The 17,090-nt window shown below is 72.3% G+C and carries 15 protein-coding genes; 11 read left to right on the forward strand and 4 right to left on the reverse strand.

Going from position 1 to position 17,090, the window contains the following annotated elements:
* Positions 1-3 precede the first annotated feature (3 nt).
* Both IGS69_RS06365 and IGS69_RS06370 read left to right on the forward strand, forming a co-directional pair.
* Positions 4-969, forward strand: a complete 966-nt coding sequence (locus tag IGS69_RS06365) for an ATP-binding cassette domain-containing protein (protein WP_190897611.1) — start codon at positions 4-6, stop codon at positions 967-969.
* Positions 966-1,748 (forward strand): ABC transporter permease, encoded by a 783-nt coding sequence (locus tag IGS69_RS06370; RefSeq protein ID WP_190897612.1) that lies wholly within the window; start codon positions 966-968, stop codon positions 1,746-1,748. Before IGS69_RS06365 ends, IGS69_RS06370 begins: the two co-directional genes overlap by 4 nt.
* Before the next feature lie 177 nt (positions 1,749-1,925).
* Here IGS69_RS06370 and IGS69_RS06375 read toward each other — a convergent pair whose 3' ends face one another.
* The 3 genes from IGS69_RS06375 to IGS69_RS06385 form a co-directional block, all read right to left on the reverse strand.
* Positions 1,926-2,192, reverse strand: coding sequence for a hypothetical protein (locus IGS69_RS06375; RefSeq protein WP_030850794.1), 267 nt, complete (start codon positions 2,190-2,192; stop codon positions 1,926-1,928).
* Positions 2,193-2,318: 126 nt separating this feature from the next.
* The gene (locus IGS69_RS06380) at positions 2,319-3,137 is read right to left on the reverse strand and encodes an anti-sigma factor (protein WP_190897614.1); all 819 of its coding nucleotides are present in this window, start codon (positions 3,135-3,137) and stop codon (positions 2,319-2,321) included.
* Positions 3,134-3,676, reverse strand: coding sequence for a sigma-70 family RNA polymerase sigma factor (locus IGS69_RS06385; RefSeq protein WP_190897616.1), 543 nt, complete (start codon positions 3,674-3,676; stop codon positions 3,134-3,136). Before IGS69_RS06385 ends, IGS69_RS06380 begins: the two co-directional genes overlap by 4 nt.
* 227 nt (positions 3,677-3,903) lie before the next feature.
* Here IGS69_RS06385 and IGS69_RS06390 point away from each other — a divergent pair, with 227 nt between their 5' ends.
* From IGS69_RS06390 to IGS69_RS06405, 4 genes are all read left to right on the forward strand, one after another.
* The gene (locus IGS69_RS06390; protein ID WP_190897618.1) at positions 3,904-5,436 is read left to right on the forward strand and encodes a DUF4331 domain-containing protein; all 1,533 of its coding nucleotides are present in this window, start codon (positions 3,904-3,906) and stop codon (positions 5,434-5,436) included.
* Positions 5,437-5,542: 106 nt separating this feature from the next.
* A complete protein-coding gene (locus IGS69_RS06395; RefSeq protein WP_190897620.1) occupies positions 5,543-7,114 on the forward strand; it encodes a tetratricopeptide repeat protein in 1,572 nt (523 codons plus the stop codon).
* Complete coding sequence (locus tag IGS69_RS06400) at positions 7,111-8,682, forward strand: HoxN/HupN/NixA family nickel/cobalt transporter (protein ID WP_190897621.1); 1,572 nt, start codon at positions 7,111-7,113, stop codon at positions 8,680-8,682. Before IGS69_RS06395 ends, IGS69_RS06400 begins: the two co-directional genes overlap by 4 nt.
* Before the next feature lie 114 nt (positions 8,683-8,796).
* The gene (locus tag IGS69_RS06405; protein WP_232543446.1) at positions 8,797-10,434 is read left to right on the forward strand and encodes a serine/threonine-protein kinase; all 1,638 of its coding nucleotides are present in this window, start codon (positions 8,797-8,799) and stop codon (positions 10,432-10,434) included.
* Between the two features lie 4 nt (positions 10,435-10,438).
* Here the strand turns inward: IGS69_RS06405 and IGS69_RS06410 are convergent, their stop codons facing one another.
* Entirely contained in the window at positions 10,439-11,245 is an 807-nt protein-coding gene (locus IGS69_RS06410) for an SGNH/GDSL hydrolase family protein (RefSeq protein WP_190897623.1), read from the reverse strand.
* A gap of 338 nt (positions 11,246-11,583) precedes the next feature.
* Here IGS69_RS06410 and IGS69_RS06415 point away from each other — a divergent pair, with 338 nt between their 5' ends.
* The 5 genes from IGS69_RS06415 to IGS69_RS06435 all read left to right on the forward strand — a co-directional run bounded on the left by IGS69_RS06415 (position 11,584) and on the right by IGS69_RS06435 (position 17,057).
* Positions 11,584-12,789: a S8 family peptidase gene (locus IGS69_RS06415; RefSeq protein WP_190897625.1), complete on the forward strand. Its 1,206-nt coding sequence runs from the start codon at positions 11,584-11,586 to the stop codon at positions 12,787-12,789.
* Between the two features lie 479 nt (positions 12,790-13,268).
* Positions 13,269-14,090: a glycosyltransferase family 2 protein gene (locus IGS69_RS06420; protein ID WP_190897626.1), complete on the forward strand. Its 822-nt coding sequence runs from the start codon at positions 13,269-13,271 to the stop codon at positions 14,088-14,090.
* Positions 14,087-15,094 (forward strand): glycosyltransferase family 2 protein, encoded by a 1,008-nt coding sequence (locus IGS69_RS06425; RefSeq protein ID WP_190897628.1) that lies wholly within the window; start codon positions 14,087-14,089, stop codon positions 15,092-15,094. Before IGS69_RS06420 ends, IGS69_RS06425 begins: the two co-directional genes overlap by 4 nt.
* Positions 15,087-15,887, forward strand: a complete 801-nt coding sequence (locus tag IGS69_RS06430; protein ID WP_190897630.1) for a polysaccharide deacetylase family protein — start codon at positions 15,087-15,089, stop codon at positions 15,885-15,887. The genes IGS69_RS06425 and IGS69_RS06430 overlap by 8 nt, the downstream gene beginning before the upstream one ends.
* Positions 15,888-15,962: 75 nt before the next feature.
* On the forward strand, positions 15,963-17,057 hold the full coding sequence (locus tag IGS69_RS06435) for a DUF5925 domain-containing protein (protein ID WP_190897631.1): 1,095 nt from the start codon (positions 15,963-15,965) through the stop codon (positions 17,055-17,057).
* The last annotated feature ends 33 nt before the right edge of the window (positions 17,058-17,090 follow it).

Here is a 17,090-nt window from a genome sequence, read left to right on the forward strand (position 1 = left end):
ACCATGGCTTCTACGTACGCTGTACTTAGTGAAGGTCTGGAGAAGCGGTTCGGGCAGGTCCATGCTCTGCGCGGGCTGGACCTGGCGATCGCCGCGGGGACGGTCTGCGGGGTCCTCGGGCCGAACGGCGCGGGCAAGACGACGGCCGTACGGCTGTTGACGACACTGCTGCGGCCGGACGCGGGTTCCGCCCGGGTAGCGGGGCACGACCTCGTCCGCGAGCCCGCCGCCGTACGCGCCCGGATCGGCGTCACCGGACAGGACACCTCGATCGACGGGGACCTCACCGGCCGCCAGAACCTCCAGCTGTTCGGCCGGCTGCACCGGGTGCCCGGCCCGGCCGCCCGGACCGCGGAACTCCTCGACCGCTTCGGCCTGACCGAGGCCGCCGACCGCCCCGCGTCCACCTGGTCCGGCGGCATGCGCCGCCGTCTGGACCTGGCGGCGAGCCTGGTCCGCCGTCCCGACGTGCTGTTCCTGGACGAGCCGACGACCGGCCTCGACCCGGCCAGCCGCACGCTCATCTGGGACGTGGTGCGCGGCCTGACCGCCGAGGGCACGACGGTGCTGCTCACCACCCAGTACCTGGAGGAGGCCGACCAACTGGCCGACGACATCGCCCTGGTGGACCGGGGCCGGGTCGCGCACACCGGGTCCCCGGCGCAGCTCAAGTCGCTCGTCGGGGCGCACGCCGAGGTCGTCGTGCCGGACGCGGACCTGCTCGCGAAGGCCGCGGCCGTGCTCGACCGGCTGACGGGCGCGCAGCCCTCGTTCGACCACGAGCGCAACGCCGCCGGCGCGGTCAGCAAGGACCCGACGCTCACGATCCCTTTGCTGGTGCGCGCCCTGGACACGGCCGGGGTGCCGCTGCTCGACGTCAGCCTGCGCCCGCCGACCCTCGACGACGTGTTCCTGCGCCTGACGGAGACCCAGACCGAGACGACCGGCGAGAAGGAGCGTGCCGCATGAGCATGCTGGCGTACGACGGAACCGCGATGCTGGGCCGCCAGCTGCTGCGGATGCGGAACAACCCGGGGCTGCTGATCCTCACCCAGGTCATGCCGATCAGCATGCTGCTGTTCTTCGGCTACGTCTTCGGCAGCGCGCTGGCGGTGCCGGGCGAGGCGTACCGGTCGTTCCTGGTGCCGGGCCTGCTGGTGGCGACCGCCTCGGGCGGGATCATGACCGGCATGTTCCAGGCGGCCGGGGACACGCACCGGGGCGTGACGAACCGCTTCCGGACGCTGCCGATGAGCCGGGCGGCGGTGCCGCTGGGGCAGGCCGCGGCGGACCTCGTGGCCACGGCCGCCGGGACCGTGCCGTTCCTGCTGGTGGGCCTCGCCGTGGGCTGGCGGGTCGAGGGCAGCCCGCTCGCGGCCCTCGGGGCGTTCGCGCTGCTGATGCTGTTCCGCTTCGCGTGCACCTGGGCCGGGATCTACCTGGGCCTGCTCACCCGCAACGAGGAGGCGGCCGGCCAGCTGGGCGGTGCGACGTTCCTGCTGCCGCTGCTGTCCAGCGCCTACATCCCGACGAGCGGGCTGCCGGGCTGGCTGCGGTCGGTCGCGGAGTGGAATCCGATCAGCGCGTTGGCGACGGCCCTGAGGGACCTGTTCGGCAACGCGCCGGTGCCCGACGGGGCGGCCTGGCCGGTGGCCCACCCGGTCGCGGGGTCGCTGCTGTGGTGCGCCGTACTGCTCGGGGTGTTCGTGCCGCTGGCCGTGCGCCAGTACGCGCACGGGGAGCGGTGAAGGGGCGGCCGGAACCGCGGACATGGCCCCCGGTCAGTGCCGGGCGGGGATGAGGCACCGACAGGGGGCGTGCCGCGCTCGGGAACACACCTGGCGTCGCTGCGAGCCGCGGGGATGACGGACGACGAGTGTCGCAGCGCGGCGCCAGGGGCGGTGTGACCGCCCGAGCGCGGACCCCTACCTGCTGCCGAACAGGGAGCGGCGCAGTCGGCGCAGCGGCGCGAAGAGCGAGACGCGACGTACGCGTGCGCCCCTGCCACTGCGGTCGTGCGGCTGACGCGCGGTCAGTTCCCGCATGAGCGAGGTCGCCTCGACCGTCTCCCGCTGGGGGACGGCGGGGCCGCCCAGCACCGAGAGGTGGCGGTCGAGGCGCGAACTGGTCGCGCTGCTCCCGCAGGTGATCGCAGGGACCCTGGCCCTGCTGCGCACTGTTATCTGATCCATGTCACTCCCCACCCGTACGAGTCCACCCGGCCCGGGCAGGTTAACCCTATCGTCCCGTTCGGGCACTCGTGTATCGCGGTCACAGGATTCACCTTCCCCATAAGGGGGTTGACGATGTGTTTGCGATTACTCTCCGAATCCAACAGATTTCAGGGCGAGTTGGACGATCGGCTGGGTAGTGGGCTGCGGCGATCCCCCGCCGGGCTCGACGGTCACGGCCAGTGACGTCGCGGAGGCGCCCAGACCCGTGGCGACCAGGGGCGTGTCGCCCTCGAAAAGCCCGAGGGAGCGTGGTTGCGCGCCCGGGCGCATGAGCCACAACTGGTGCACGCGGCCGCCCCCGGGCGTCCCGTATCCGCCGAGGGTGACCACCGCGCTCCCCTCCGTGGCGGAAGCGACCACTCCGATGGTGCGGCCCCGGCCGTCCCGGCCACTGCTCGCACGGGCGTCCGGAGCCGCCAGAACGTGGGCGATCTCACGTGACCGATCTTGCTCGGCGGTCAGCCGGTCCTGGGTCCGGTTCGCCTGCACGGCGAACAGCGAGGCGACGACGAGGGCCGCGGCGGCGGTGGCCGTGGCGAAGGGCACGAACAGCGGGATCCGGCGTCGCTGCCGCTGCCGCGGCGGCGGCTGGTTGCCCCAGACGTGCGGCGGCAGCTGCGCCGCCCGCGCCCGTGCCGGCTCGCGCACCGCACCCTGCGGCGCCGGGTCCTGCGGAGTCGTCCGTACGGCGAGCATGACCCGGTCGCGCAGCGCGGCCGGGGGCGGGGCGGTGGTGGACCAGGCGAGCCGGACGGCGTCCTCGGTCAGGGCGCGCACCTCGGCGGCGCAGCGGTCGCAGTCCCGGAGGTGCTTTTGGAAGCGGACCCGCTCCGCGGGTTCGAGGGCGTCCAGCGCGTAGGGCGCGGCGAGCGAGTGCAGGTCCTCGCGGCGGAAGAGGCTCATGCCACTCCTCCCAGGCACTCGCGCATCCGGGTCAGCCCGTCCCGCATGCGGGTCTTGACGGTGCCCAGCGGCAGGGACAGCTGCTCGGCCACTTCACGGTACGTGTACCCCTCGTAGTAGGCGAGGGTGACCGACTGGCGCTGCAGGACGGTGAGCCGGTCCAGGCAGCGGCGCACCCACTCGCGTTCGAGGCCGGCCTCGACCTCCTCGGTGACCTGGTCGAAGGCGGGCTGGTTCGCACGCAGTGCCTCACGCTGCTCGCGCTCCCCGGCCGCCCGGGCGCTGCGGACCCGGTCGACGGCACGGCGGTGGGCGAGGGTGAGGATCCAGGACATCGCACTGCCCCGTCCGGGGTCGAACCTCGCCGCGGAGCGCCACAGTTCGAGCAGCACCTCCTGAGCCACCTCCTCCGACTGGGCGGGGTCGCGCACCACGCGCCGTACGAGTCCGAACACCGGGCCGGACACCACTGCGTACAGCTCCTCGAACGCCTTCTGGTCCCCACCTGCCACGAGCAGCAGCAGCTCGTCCGCCTCCACTCGGTCCCCCTCTCCGAGGCCGCACCGGGCCTGTCCCCTCACGCGAGGCAATCGCAACGCACACACCTCCGGACGGTGTTACGGATCAGCGCGCCGAAAACGCGGGTCGCCCGGTGATGAAACAACTTTCCCCACTCGCCGTAAGAACGCTTGAGATTCGACCAATCCGCTCTGCCGGCCACTCCGAATGGCGTGTGTCAGGCAAGTTGGCACCGAGGACGGACGGCATGACACCTACCTTCAGGACCGGCGCGGGGCGCCGGAGCATCGCGACCGTGATCTGTGGTGCGCTGGCCACCGGCGGGCTCGCCGCCGCCGGTGTGACCGCGCTGGCACCTGAGGAGGCCTCCGCCTCCAGCCACCGCGAGGCCCCGCTGATCTCGGGGACCCCGCAGTACGACAACACCGATGTGTACGCGTTCGTCAGCCCGGACAAGCCGGACACGACGACCATCGTCGCGAACTGGATCCCCTTCGAGGAACCGGCCGGCGGGCCCAACTTCTTCCCGTTCGCCGAGGACGCCCAGTACGACCTGCGCCTCGACAGCAACGGGGACGCGCAGGAAGACCTGTTGTTCCGGTACACGTTCAAGACGCACACGAAGAACGACAAGACGTTCCTCTACAACACGGGCCCGGTCGAGAGCCTCGACGACCCCGACCTCAACATCACGCAGACGTACGACCTCGAGATGATCAAGCTGAAGCACCTGAAGGCCGTGTCGAAGACCAAGGTCGCCGACGATGTGCCGGTCGCGCCGTCGAACGTCGGCAAGGCGTCGATGCCGGACTACAACACCCTGCGCAAGCAGGCGGTGCACAAACTCGCCGGTGGCGCCCAGACGTTCGCCGGGCAGGCCGACGACCCGTTCTTCCTGGACCTGCGCGTCTTCGACCTGCTGTACGGCGGGAATCTCTCCGAGGTCGGCAACGACACCCTCAAGGGTTACAACGTCAACTCGATCGCCCTTCAGGTGCCCAGCAGCCTCATCACCGAGTCGCACGAGCAGCCGGTCGTCGGCGTCTGGTCGACGACCCAGCGCAAGAACGCCAAGAACTACTTCTCCCAGGTGTCGCGCCTGGGCAACCCGCTGGTGAACGAGGTCGTCAACCCGCTGAAGGACAAGGACAAGTTCAACGCGTCCACGCCTCGGGACGACGCCGAGTTCCTCAAGAACGTCACCAACCCGGAGCTGCCCAAGCTCATCGAGGCGATCTACAAGATCCCGGCGCCCGAGGAGCCGCGCAACGACCTGGTCGACGTGTTCCTCAAGGGCGTCAAGGACCTCAACCAGCCGCCGCACGTGACGCCGTCGGAGCAGCTGCGGCTCAACACGTCCATCAAGCCGGCCGCCAAGCCCAAGCGGCTGGGGGTCCTGGACGGTGACAACGCGGGCTTCCCGAACGGCCGTCGCCTCACCGACGACGTGATCGACGCCTCGCTCCAGGTCGTCGAGGGCGAACTGCTGGGCGCGAAGAACGACCTCGGTGACGCGGTCGACAAGAACGACAAGAAGTTCGAGAAGTCCTTCCCGTACGTGGCCCTGCCGACCGAGGGTTCGCGCGGCCCGCTCGCCAAGGGCGTGGACGGCGGCAACGACGTCCGCAGCCAGCTGGGCGACGCGCTCCAGCCGGCCGGCGCCGAGGGCTCGGACGACACACGCCTGATGGCCGCCTCCGCGGGCGCCGGTGCGGGCGGCATCGTTCTGATCGGCGCGGCCCTGATGTGGTGGCGCCGCATGCGGAACCGGGCGTACTGACCCGCTCCGCTCTCCCGGACCGGCGCGGCCCGTTCTCCGTCCCCCACGGCGCGGGCCGCGCCGCCGAGTCCACCCCGTCACCAGCACATCCGATCGAGGAGAGGTCATGCCTGCGCGTACGACCGACAGCACACCGGAGAGGCCCGACGACGACCGCGCGCCGTCGAACGCCCCGGAGCCCTGCGCCGGTGAGGACGCGCACACCCCTTCTCCGCCCGGCGAACACGCCGGTGACGACGCGCACACCTCTCCTCCGCCCGGCGAACACGCCGGTGACGACGGGACCGGGGCCGGCTCCGGGCAGCGGGTCGTCGCGGTGCGGCGGGCCGCCGACGGGGGGCGGCGGTGGCGGGCCCTGCATCTGGCCGGGTGTGCCGTGCTGCTGGCGCTCGCGGTGACCGGCGGAGCCATCGCGGTCGGGGGCGGGCAGGACCGCGGGGCCGGTGCCGACGCCGTCTCGGCGGCCGGGGCGCTGTCGCCCGGCGATCTCGCCCGGGGGGATCTCGACGCGGGGATCGCCTCGCTGCAGAAGCATCTGCGGGCCCAGCCGAGGGACTTCGGCAGCTGGGCCACCCTCGGGGTCGCCTACGTCGAGCAGGCCCGCACGAAGGGCGACCCCTCCCGGTATCCGCAGGCCCAGCGCGCCTTGAAGCGGTCCCTCCAGCTGGAGCCCGGCAACGACCAGGCCCTGGCGGGGCAGGCCGCCCTCGCCGCCGCCCGGCACGACTTCCCCGGCGCCCTGACCCACGCCGACCGGGCCCTGAAGCAGAACCCCTACAACGAACGCGCCCTGTGCACCCGGATCGACGCCCTCGTCGAACTCGGCCGGTACGACGACGCGGCGAAGGCCGCCGACACCGCCGACGACCGGCGCCCCGGAATCCCCGTCTTCACGCGGTACGCATATGTGCGCGAGCTGCGCGGCGACGTCCGCACGGCGCGTGGGGTGCTGGAGCGCGCTCTCGGCTCGGCCCACGCGCCCGCCGATGTCGCGTACGTCGCCACCGCCCTCGGTCAACTCGCCTGGAGCCAGGGCGAGTACAGGACGGCCCTCGACCACTACGCCCGTGCCCTCGCCGCCGACGACGGGTACCTGCCCGCCCTGGAGGGCCGCGCCCGCGCCCAGGCCGCGAGCGGGGAGCGGACGGCCGCCGTGCGGGGGCTGGAGCAGGTCGTCGCCCGGTTCCCGCTGCCCGGCCCGCTCGTCGCCCTCGGCGAGCTGTACGAGGACCGCGGCGCCGGCGGCGACCGGGCGAAGGCCGGCGACCAGTACGCCCTCGTCGACGCCTGGACGGCCCTCGCCCGCGCCGGCGGCGCCAACACCGACCTCGAGACGGCCCTGGCCGCCGCCGACCACGGCGACGAGAAGGAGGCCCTGCGCGCCGCCCGCGCCGAGTGGGACCGCCGCCACAGCGTGCACACCGCCGACGCCCTCGCCTGGGCCCTGCATGTCAACGGCCGGGACGAGGAAGCCCTGCCGTACGCCCGACGGGCGACCGCCACCGGCTACCGCAACGCCGTCTTCCTCTACCACCGCGGCGTCATCGAGCGCGCCACCGGCGACGAGCGCGGGGCCCGCGCGCATCTGAAGGCCGCGCTGGACCTGAACCCCGGCTTCTCGCCCCTCGGCGCGCGTGAGGCCCGTACCGCACTCAAGGACCTGAAGGGGAACCGGTGATCCTGCGCCGGCTGTTCGCGTCCGGCGCCGCCGTCCTCACGGCCGCCTGCGCGCTCACCCTGCTGCCCGCCGCCACGGCGAGCGCCCACCCGCTGGGCAACTTCACCGTCAACCGCTACGACGGCCTGGTCGCCGCCCCCGGCGAACTGCGGGTGCACCATGTCGAGGACCTCGCCGAGATCCCGGCGACCCAGGCGGGCCCGGACATCGAGCGGCTGGGCATCGCCATGTGGGCCCGCGAGCGGTGCGCCACTGCCGCCGAGGACAGCCGCGCGACCATCGGCGGACACGCGGTCGCCCTCACCGCCGAGCGCAGCCACGCGCGCGTGCGGCCCGGGCAGGCGGGGCTCGACACCCTGCGGGTGGAGTGCGAGCTGACCGCGCCGCTCCCGTCGGAGGAGAAGACCCTGTCCGTCGGCTTCCGCGGCGCGGGCGCCGCCGGCGGCCCGGGCTGGCGGGAGATCACGGCGCGGGGCGACCGTATGACGCTGGCCGCCTCGGACGTTCCGGAGAATTCGATATCGGACGAACTGACCAGCTACCCCGAGGAGTTGCTGTCCTCCCCGGCCGACACCGCGTCGGCCGCCCTGCGGGTGCGCCCCGGCGGCGCCGCCCTGGCCGAGGAGGAGTCGGACGCCCCCGCGGCCTCCGTGCTCCCGCGCGGCGCGGACCGCTGGACGCGTGCCCTGGACGACCTGGTGGCCCGGCAGGACCTCACCGCCGGCTTCGCCGCGCTGGCCCTGCTCATCGCCGTCGTCCTGGGCGCGATGCACGCACTCGCCCCGGGCCACGGCAAGACCATCATGGCCGCGACGGCGGCGGCCCGGGGCGGTCAGGCCCGGGTGAAGGACGTCCTGCCCATGGCCGCCTCGGTGACCATCACCCACACCCTGGGCGTGGTCGCCCTGGGCCTGCTGGTCACGGCCGGCTCGGCGGCGGCGCCCTCGGTGATCGCCTGGCTCGGCGTCGCCAGCGGCCTGCTGGTGACACTGGCGGGCGCGAGCCTGGTCCGCCGCGCCCTGCGCAACCGCGCGCACACCCACCCCCCGCACGGCCATCAGCACGACCACGGAAGCCACACCCACGACCACGACCATCACGGCGAGCACGACCACGGCCATCAGCACGACCACGACCACCCGCACGATCACAGCCACCCCCACTCCCACCCCCACACGATCGAGCACACCCACGGCGGTTCCACCCACAGCCACGCCATCGCCCCCACCCTGCGCGGCACGATCCTCATGGGCTTCGCGGGTGGCCTCGTGCCCAGCCCGTCCGCCGTGGTGGTGCTGGTCGGCGCCGCCGCCCTCGGCCAGGCCTGGTTCGGTCTGCTGCTCGTCGTCGCGTACGGCGTCGGGCTGGCGCTCACCCTCACGGCCGCCGGGTACGCCGTGGTCAAGGCGGGCAGCGGCATGACCCGGCTCCTGGACCGGCGCCCCCGCTGGACGGGAGGCCCGGCGGCGGCCCTGGTGCGCCGCACCGCACCGCTCGGTTCGGCCTTCGCCGTGGTGGTTCTCGGGGCCGGACTGGTGTTCAAGGGGGCGGCATCCGCACTCGGCTGAGTTACGTTCATGAGACATCGGGCGTCAGGAGAGAAGCAGACGTCGTGAGGAAAACCGACCTCATGGGGAAGACACACCCCATGGAGATTCCGCCCGGCTGCGAATGGGGGCGCCGTGTTCGAAGAACCGGGCCATGAGCGTGTGATCGCGGGCCGTTACCGGCTGCTGGCACCGCTGGGCGAGGGCGGCATGGGAACGGTGTGGCGCGCCCGCGACGAGGTGCTGCACCGCGAGGTCGCCGTCAAGGAGGTGCGCGCCCCGTCCGGCCTGGCGGGCGACGACGTGCAGCGGATGTACGCGCGGCTGGAGCGGGAGGCGTGGGCGGCGGCCCGGGTCGCCAACCGCAATGTGGTGACGGTGTACGACGTGGCCACGGACGACGGCCGGCCGTGGATCGTCATGGAACTGGTCCGCGGCCTCTCCTTGGCCGAAGTGCTCGACGCCGAGGGCCCGATGACACCGCAGCGCGCCGCGCACATCGGCGCCGAGGTGCTGTCCGCGCTGCGGTCCGCGCACGAGGCCGGGGTGCTGCACCGCGATGTGAAGCCGGCCAACGTGCTGATCTCGAACGACGGCCGGATCGTGCTCACCGACTTCGGTATCGCCATGGTCGAGGGCAGCTCGGCGCTGACCATGACCGGGGAGGTCATCGGCTCGCCCGAGTTCCTCGCCCCGGAGCGGGCGCTGGGGCGTACGCCGGGCCCGGAGTCGGACCTGTGGTCGCTCGGGGTGCTGCTGTACGCGACGGTCGAGGGCCACTCGCCCTTCCGTCACGACACCCCGCTGAGCACCCTGCGAGCGATCGTCGACGAGGAGTTGCCGCCGCCCTACCGGGCCGGGCCGCTCGCCCCGGTGATCGAGGGGCTGCTGCGCAAGGATCCGGAGCAGCGGCTGCCGCCCGAGCGGGCCGAGGAGGAGCTGCGGGTCGTCGCCGCGGGGGGTTCGCCGCGCGCGGACACCACGCGGGCGGTTCCGTTCCCGCCGACGGTCGTGGGTCACCCCGAGCCCGCTCCCACGCCCCCGATGCCGTTCCCCGGGAGTACGGCGGCGTCCGGGCCGACGGCGAACACGACGGCCACCGGCCGGGACGGGGAGCGCAGGACCGGGCGGGTGCTGGTCGCAGGGGTGATCGCGCTGGCGCTCGCGGTGGGCGGCCTGACGTACGCGTTGCTCAACAGCGGGGACGGTCCCGGCGGCAACGACCAGGGAGCCGGGAACAGTACGCCGACGGCGACCAAGGGCCCGCCGCGGAACACCGGGACGGAGAAGTCCAGCCCGTCGCCGACTCCGAGCGAGTCGGAGGAGAGCAGTCCGCCTCCGCAGTCGGTGCGGGTCGCCCTGCAGGGCCGGCGCACGGACTACTCGGGGCCGTGTCCGCCGCCGAACGCCCAGGCGCCCGAGTTCACGGCGACGCTCACGGTGGGCCGGCTGCCGGCCGAGGTGAGCTACCGCTGGGTGACCCAGGACGGGCAGGTCCTCGACGGGGGCTGGAAGACGCTGTCGTTCACAGAGGGCGGCGGCCGTTCGAAGCGGGACAGGGTGCGGGTGACGACCCAGGAGGAGAGCGGGACGTTCGAGAACGAGATCAGTGTCGAGGTGCGCGAGCCGGTGCGGACGACGTCCGAGGCGGTGCCGTTCTCCGTGGCGTGCGAGTCGGAGACCCCGACGGGCGGGGCCTCCCCTTCTCCCTCCGGCACGGACCCGGACGCGGGCTCGGATCCGGAGTCGAATGCGGGCTCGGACTCCGGCTGAGCGGTCAGTCGTTGCTGTTGAGCACGGGCAGATAACCGCCCGACTGACCGGGTGCCTTCGGGTGGTACGACTCGCCGATGTTCAGCCAGCTGACGCTGTGCAGCCAGGAGTCGCCGGAGCAGATCTCGTGGCCGGTGAAGGTGGTGCGTACGTCGCCGAAGGCGAAGCCGTGGTTCGCGGCGCGCTTGGCGATGGCGGTGTTGAGGTGGTCGGAGGCGTCGTTGATGGCCTTGCGCTTGGTCTCGGACAGACCGAGACAGGTGGCGCCGAGCTTGTAGAAGCGGGGGTAGCCGAGGACGACGACCCGGGCGGCGGGGGCTTTGGAGCGGATGGCCGAGTACACGTCGTCGAGCTTGCCGGGAAGCGTGGAGTCGACGTAGGCGCGGGCGGTGTTGATGCGGGAGACGCAGGTGCTGTCGGACTGGGTCACACAGGTCGTCATGACGTCGGCGAAGCCGGCGTCGTTGCCGCCGATGCTGAGGGAGACGAGGGCGGTGGAGGCGCTGAGCGGGGTGAGCTGACTCGCCAGAACATCACCCGTTCGGGCGCCCGAGCAGGCGGTGAAGTCGAAGGTCGAGGGTGAGTGGGCTGCGGCCCAGAGGTAGGGGTAGGCCTTGGTGCTGCGCTTGCAGTCGCCGCTGGAACTGATGTAGCTGCCGGCTCCGACTCCCGAGGAATAGGAGTCACCGAGCGCCACGTAGCCGCCAGTTGCGGCGAGTGAGGACGCCTGCGCCGTCGCTGCCCCGGTGAGGGCGGTGCCGACGGCGAGGAGGAGCGAGCTCACGAGGACGACAAGTCGGGAACGTCTCATGGAACCTCCCTTTAGCAGGATCTCTGCCATAACCGTGGTAGCAGCTACGCGTGTTGACAGGAAGTGTCCATGCCAAGTCTTTTCGGCCCTTCCTGACGTTCGGTGGCTTGTTCACGGCGGGTCGCGCCACACGCCCACCTCCCCTCATTGCGCGAACATGACAATTTTGTTGACTGACGCTCAACTCCCTTGCTCTACGCCAGTAGTTGGCCGACGCTTTACTCCGGCCGGGAGCGGAACGCGACGCTCCCAGGCCTGTGTGCGCGAGCACGCGCACATCCCCCACATGACGCGCGCCCCACCCAGGCGCGCGACGCCCGGAGGAGGACTCCCTCGTCATGGCACAACTGCGCAGCAAGAGACTCGGGTTCGCCGCACTCACCTCGCTGGCGACCGCCGCCCTCGTGGGCGGGCTCACCACGCTTCCCGCCCAGGCCGCACCCGCCGAGGGCCGGGTGCTCGCCGCGGACTCCCCGACCGCGATCAAGGACAGTTACCTCGTCACGCTCAAGAAGAGCGCGGGCCTGAAGGCGTCCTCGGCCGCGGGCAAGGGCCTGGTGAAGGAGTACGGCGGCTCGGTCGACAAGACGTTCAGCAAGGCGCTGAACGGCTACGCCGCCACCCTCTCCGCCACCGAGGCCAGGCAGCTCGCCGCCGACCCGGCGGTGGCCTCCGTCGAGCAGAACCAGCGCGTCACGCTCGCCGCCACCCAGACGAACGCCCCCTGGGGCCTGGACCGCGTCGACCAGGCCTCGCTCCCGCTGTCCGGCACCTACACCTACCCGGACAGCGCGGGCAGCGGTGTGACGGTCTATGTGATCGACACCGGTGTGCGCATCACCCACCAGCAGATCAGCGGCCGTGCCGCACACGGCTACGACGCGGTCGACGGCGACAACAACGCTTCCGACGGCAACGGCCACGGCACCCACGTGGCCACCACGATCGCGGGCACGACCTACGGCGTCGCGAAGAAGGCGAAGATCGTGGGGGTGCGGGTGCTGAACAACAGCGGCTCCGGCACCACGGCCGGTGTGATCGCGGGCATCGACTGGGTCACGCGGAACCACTCCGGCCCCTCCGTCGCCAACATGTCGCTCGGCGGCGGCGCCTCCGCCACCCTGGACACGGCCGTCCGCAACTCCATAGCCAGCGGCGTCACGTACGCCGTCGCCGCGGGCAACAGCAGCACCACGGCCTCCTCGTCCTCCCCCGCCCGGGTCGCCGAGGCCATCACGGTCGGCGCCACCACCAGCACCGACGCCAAGGCGAGCTACTCCAACTACGGCTCCGCCCTGGACATCTTCGCGCCCGGCTCCTCGATCACGGCCGGCTGGCACACCAGTGACACCGCGACCAACACCATCTCCGGCACCTCGATGGCGACCCCGCACGTCGCGGGTGCCGCCGCGGTCTACCTGGCCGGTCACACCTCCTCCACCCCGGCCCAGGTCGCCACGGCCCTGGTGAACGGCGCCGTCACCGGCAAGGTCACCAGCGCGGGTTCCGGCTCGCCGAACCGGCTGCTGCAGATCGTGCAGTGACCGACATCCACACCAGCACCTGAACATGTGTTCCCCGGAGGCCCTGATCACCTCCGGGGAACACATGTTTATGGGACGGGAACGTGCAACATGCGTCGCACATGGTGTCTGACGCAACGGCCAAACCAACAAAAACGTGAGCGGCCGTTCCAGGTCTTGCCATACGGGTTCAATCGTCAATACCGTCATACATCTCACCCGCATCGGTCCGTCAGTACGCGGCTCTAGGGGAGGGCTCAAGGACCGCGACGAACCGGCGCGGGGCGCGGTAGGGGGGTGCCGTGCTCGGTGATCACATCTGTCTCCGGGCCGTGCCGCGCGGTCGGCTGCCGTTTTTCGCGGCCGGCCAGCTTTGCCAGCTCACCCGGCGTGCCCGAAGTTCCATGTCGGCGTGCCTCGAGTGAGAACCCCCCTTTCGAACCGGACTGGATCCGGACTGCCCTGGGGGGGCGGTCCACCGGACGAGAGGGACCAGACTCATGAGCTCAGTTCTGCAGCCGGCCGCGACGGACCCGCATCCGCCGACCGCCGGAAAGTACCGGCCCGTCTCCTCGCACCTGGCGATAGCCCCGCCGGTGAGCGTGGTCATCCCGGCGATGAACGAGGCGGAGAACCTTCCGTACGTCTTCAAGACCCTGCCCGACTGGATACACGAAGTGGTCCTGGTCGACGGCAACTCCACCGACGACACCGTCGAGGTGGCCCGTGAGCTGTGGCCCGAGGTGAAGGTCGTCGAGCAGCGCGGCAAGGGCAAGGGCGACGCCCTGATCACCGGGTTCCAGGCCTGCACCGGCGACATCATCGTGATGATCGACGCGGACGGCTCGGCGGACGGCGGCGAGATCCTCAGTTACGTCTCCGCCCTGGTCTCCGGCGCGGACTTCGCCAAGGGCTCCCGCTTCGCCAACGGCGGCGGCACCGACGACATGACCTTCATCCGCAAGATGGGCAACTGGGCGCTGTGCACGGCCGTCAACCGCAAGTTCGGCGCCCGCTACACCGACCTCTGCTACGGCTACAACGCGTTCTGGCGGCACTGCCTCGACAAGATCGACCTCGACTGCACCGGCTTCGAGGTCGAGACCCTGATGAACATCCGCGTCGTCAAAGCCGGGCTGAAGGTGCAGGAGATCCCGAGCTACGAGTATCTGCGCATCCACGGCGTCAGCAATCTGCGGGCCGTGCGGGACGGCCTGCGCGTGCTCCGGGTGATCCTTCAGGAGCGCTCCAACCGCCGTGCGCTGCGCCGCCGTTCGCCCCAGTCGCCGATGCCGGCCGCGATGCGGGGAGAGGTGTCTTGAGCGGTCCCGGCATCTCCGTCGTGATCTGCGCGTACACCGAGGACCGCTGGGAGGACATCCTCGCCGCGGTCTCCTCGGTCCACGCGCAGTCGCGGCCGGCCCTGGAGACGCTGCTGGTCGTCGATCACAACGACACGCTCCGGGAGCGGCTGGCCAAGGAGTACAAGGAGCACAAGGAGTCCTCCGGCGGCGCCGTGGTGCGGGTGCTCGCCAACGCGGGTCCCCGCGGCCTGTCCGCGGGCCGCAACACCGGCATCGCCGCGGCCCGCGGCGAGATCGTGGCCTTCCTCGACGACGACGCCGTGGCCGAGCGCGACTGGCTGCGGCACTTCGCCGAGGCGTACACCGACGAGCGGGTGATGGCGGTGGGCGGGCGCACGGTGCCGGTCTGGGCGTCGGGGCGGCGGCCGGACTGGTTCCCGGAGGAGTTCGACTGGGTGGTGGGCTGCACGTACCGGGGCCTGCCGCGCGGCCGGGTGCGGGTGCGCAACGTGCTCGGCGGCAACGCCTCGTTCCGCCGCAGCGCCTTCGACGCGGCGGGGGGCTTCGCCACCGGCATCGGCCGGGACGGCGACAAACGCCCACTGGGCTGCGAGGAGACGGAACTGTGCATCCGCCTCAGCCGCGCCCGGCCCGACGCGGTGCTGCTGATCGACGACCGGGCGGTGATCCATCACCGGGTGCCCGGGATCCGCGAGCACTTCCGCTACTTCCGCACCCGCACCTACGCCGAGGGCCTGTCCAAGGCCCTGGTGGCGCGGAGCGTCGGCGCCGGGAAGGGGCTGGAGTCGGAGCGGCGGTACGCCACCAGGGTCCTGCCGGCCGGGGTGGCCCGGGGGCTGCGGGACGCCCTGCTGGCCCGGCCGGGCGGCGCGGGCCGGGCGGGGGCGATCGTGGCCGGGGTGCTGACGGCGGCGGGCGGCTACGTCGTCGGCAGCGTCCGGGCGCGCCGCGGCGGGACCACGTTCCGGGTGCCCGAGGTGGAGGTGGCGGCCCGTGAGTGACACCCGCGTCCCGATCCTCATGTACCACGCGGTGGCGACCGACCCGAACGAGGCGACCCGCGCCCTGTCGGTGACCCCGGAGGCGTTCGCCGAGCAGATGGCGGTGCTCGCCGACCGGGGCCGCACGCCGCTCACCACGGCCGGACTCGCGGCGTGCTGGCGCTCCGGCCGCGCGCTGCCCGAGCGGCCCGTCCTCATCACCTTCGACGACGGCTACGAGGGCGTGCACCGGCACGCCCTCCCCGCGCTCGCCAAGCACGGCTTCCCGGCCACCCTGTTCGTCTCGACCGGGTGGCTCCGGGGGCCGTACGACACCGGGGGCGGCCTGGACACCATGCTGGACTGGGACCAGGTCCGCGAACTCGCGGCGGCGGGCGTCGAGATCGGCGGGCACAGCCACAGCCACCCGCAGCTCGACCAGGTCTCCGACGCCACCCTGCGGTTCGAGCTGATCCACTGCAAGGAGATCGTCTCGGACCAACTGGGCAGCGTCCCCGCCTCGTTCGCCTACCCCTACGGCTACTCCAGCCGCCGGGTCCGGCAGGCGGTGCGCGAGACGGGCTACGCCCAGGCCCTCGCCGTGGGCAACGGCCTCGCGCGGCGTACGCAGGGGCCGTACGCGCTGCGGCGGGTGACGGTGCGCCGCAGCACGGACATCGGGGAGTTCGAACGGGTCGTGGAGGGCCGTGCCATCGCCCGTACGTTCGCCGGGGACCGTGCCCTGACCAAGGGGTACGCCGTCGTCCGCGGGGTTCGGCGGGCTCGCCGGCTGATCTCGCGCTCCGCGGGCTGACCTGCACGGGGGCGACATGCCGCGTGCACCTGGAAACCGGGTGCACGCGGCGTCCCCGTGCCGGATCATGGCGGCATGTCTGGAAACCCGCACGAGGCGCTGCCGATCCGGCTCAACGTCGACGACTCCGACTCCCCGTCCGACGTCGTCGACGCGCTTTTCCTCGGCCGCTTCGCGACGGGCGAGCAGCCGTACTCCCACGCGGTGAACATCGACCGCGTGCGCTCCGGTGCGACGCTGATGCCGCCCGGCGCCCGGGTGCTGCGCGTCGCCCGGGACGACGACCGCAGCGCGACACTCGCCGAGGGCGACGGCTGGACGCTGCTGGTCTCCCGCTGGAACCGGGGCGCCGACGTCACGGTGACGGCGACCGCCGAGGAACTCGCGAAGAAGATCCTCGACCAGGCCACGGACGGCGCGGCGGACGAGCCCGAACCGCAGCCGGAGAACGTCACGATGGGCTTCTGGTACGTCTCCCCGCGCCGCGGCCCGCACCGCACCACCCGCCAGATCGCGGCGGGCACCTGGGACGAGGTCCGGCCCAACTACACCGCGCCGGTGGCGGACGCCATGGACCGTCTGATGAAGACGACCCCCGAGGACATCGCGGGCCGGCTCCTGCTGCTGCACGGCCCGCCGGGCACCGGCAAGACCTCGGCGCTGCGGACTCTGGCCCGGTCCTGGCGCGACTGGTGCCAGGTGGACTGCGTCCTGGACCCCGAGCGGCTCTTCTCCGACGTCGGCTACCTGATGGACATCGCCATCGGCGAGGAGGACGCGACGGGCAAGGGCCGCTGGCGGCTGCTGCTCCTGGAGGACTGCGACGAACTGATCCGCGGCGAGGCCAAGCACACGGCGGGCCAGGCGCTGTCGAGGCTGCTGAACCTGACGGACGGCCTGCTCGGCCAGGGCCGCAACGTCCTGGTGGGGGTCACGACCAACGAGGACCTGGAGCGCCTGCACCCGGCCGTGGTCCGCCCGGGCCGCTGCCTCGCCCGGATCGAGGTCGGTCCGCTGACCCGCTCCGAGGCGGTGAACTGGCTGGGCCAGGAGGACGGCGTCGGCCGCGAGGGTGCGACGCTGGCGGAGCTGTACGCGCTGCGCCGGGGCACGTCCCCGACGTCCCTGCCGGAGCCGCGCGGGGGCGTCGACGCGGGCCTGTATCTGTAGGAGCTCGACGCCCTCCGGTGTTTTGATGGGTGT

This window comes from Streptomyces tuirus, assembly GCF_014701095.1.
Taxonomy (GTDB): Bacteria; Actinomycetota; Actinomycetes; order Streptomycetales; family Streptomycetaceae; genus Streptomyces; species Streptomyces tuirus.

Coding starts and splice junctions, on each gene's coding strand:
- IGS69_RS06390 (WP_190897618.1), top strand. CDS start 3,904: ATGACACCTACCTTCAGGACCGGCGCGGGGCGCCGGAGCATCGCGACC.
- IGS69_RS06370 (WP_190897612.1), top strand. CDS start 966: ATGAGCATGCTGGCGTACGACGGAACCGCGATGCTGGGCCGCCAGCTG.
- IGS69_RS06410 (WP_190897623.1), bottom strand. CDS start 11,245: ATGAGACGTTCCCGACTTGTCGTCCTCGTGAGCTCGCTCCTCCTCGCC.
- IGS69_RS06375 (WP_030850794.1), bottom strand. CDS start 2,192: ATGGATCAGATAACAGTGCGCAGCAGGGCCAGGGTCCCTGCGATCACC.
- IGS69_RS06380 (WP_190897614.1), bottom strand. CDS start 3,137: ATGAGCCTCTTCCGCCGCGAGGACCTGCACTCGCTCGCCGCGCCCTAC.
- IGS69_RS06420 (WP_190897626.1), top strand. CDS start 13,269: ATGAGCTCAGTTCTGCAGCCGGCCGCGACGGACCCGCATCCGCCGACC.
- IGS69_RS06365 (WP_190897611.1), top strand. CDS start 4: ATGGCTTCTACGTACGCTGTACTTAGTGAAGGTCTGGAGAAGCGGTTC.
- IGS69_RS06435 (WP_190897631.1), top strand. CDS start 15,963: ATGTCTGGAAACCCGCACGAGGCGCTGCCGATCCGGCTCAACGTCGAC.
- IGS69_RS06395 (WP_190897620.1), top strand. CDS start 5,543: ATGCCTGCGCGTACGACCGACAGCACACCGGAGAGGCCCGACGACGAC.
- IGS69_RS06415 (WP_190897625.1), top strand. CDS start 11,584: ATGGCACAACTGCGCAGCAAGAGACTCGGGTTCGCCGCACTCACCTCG.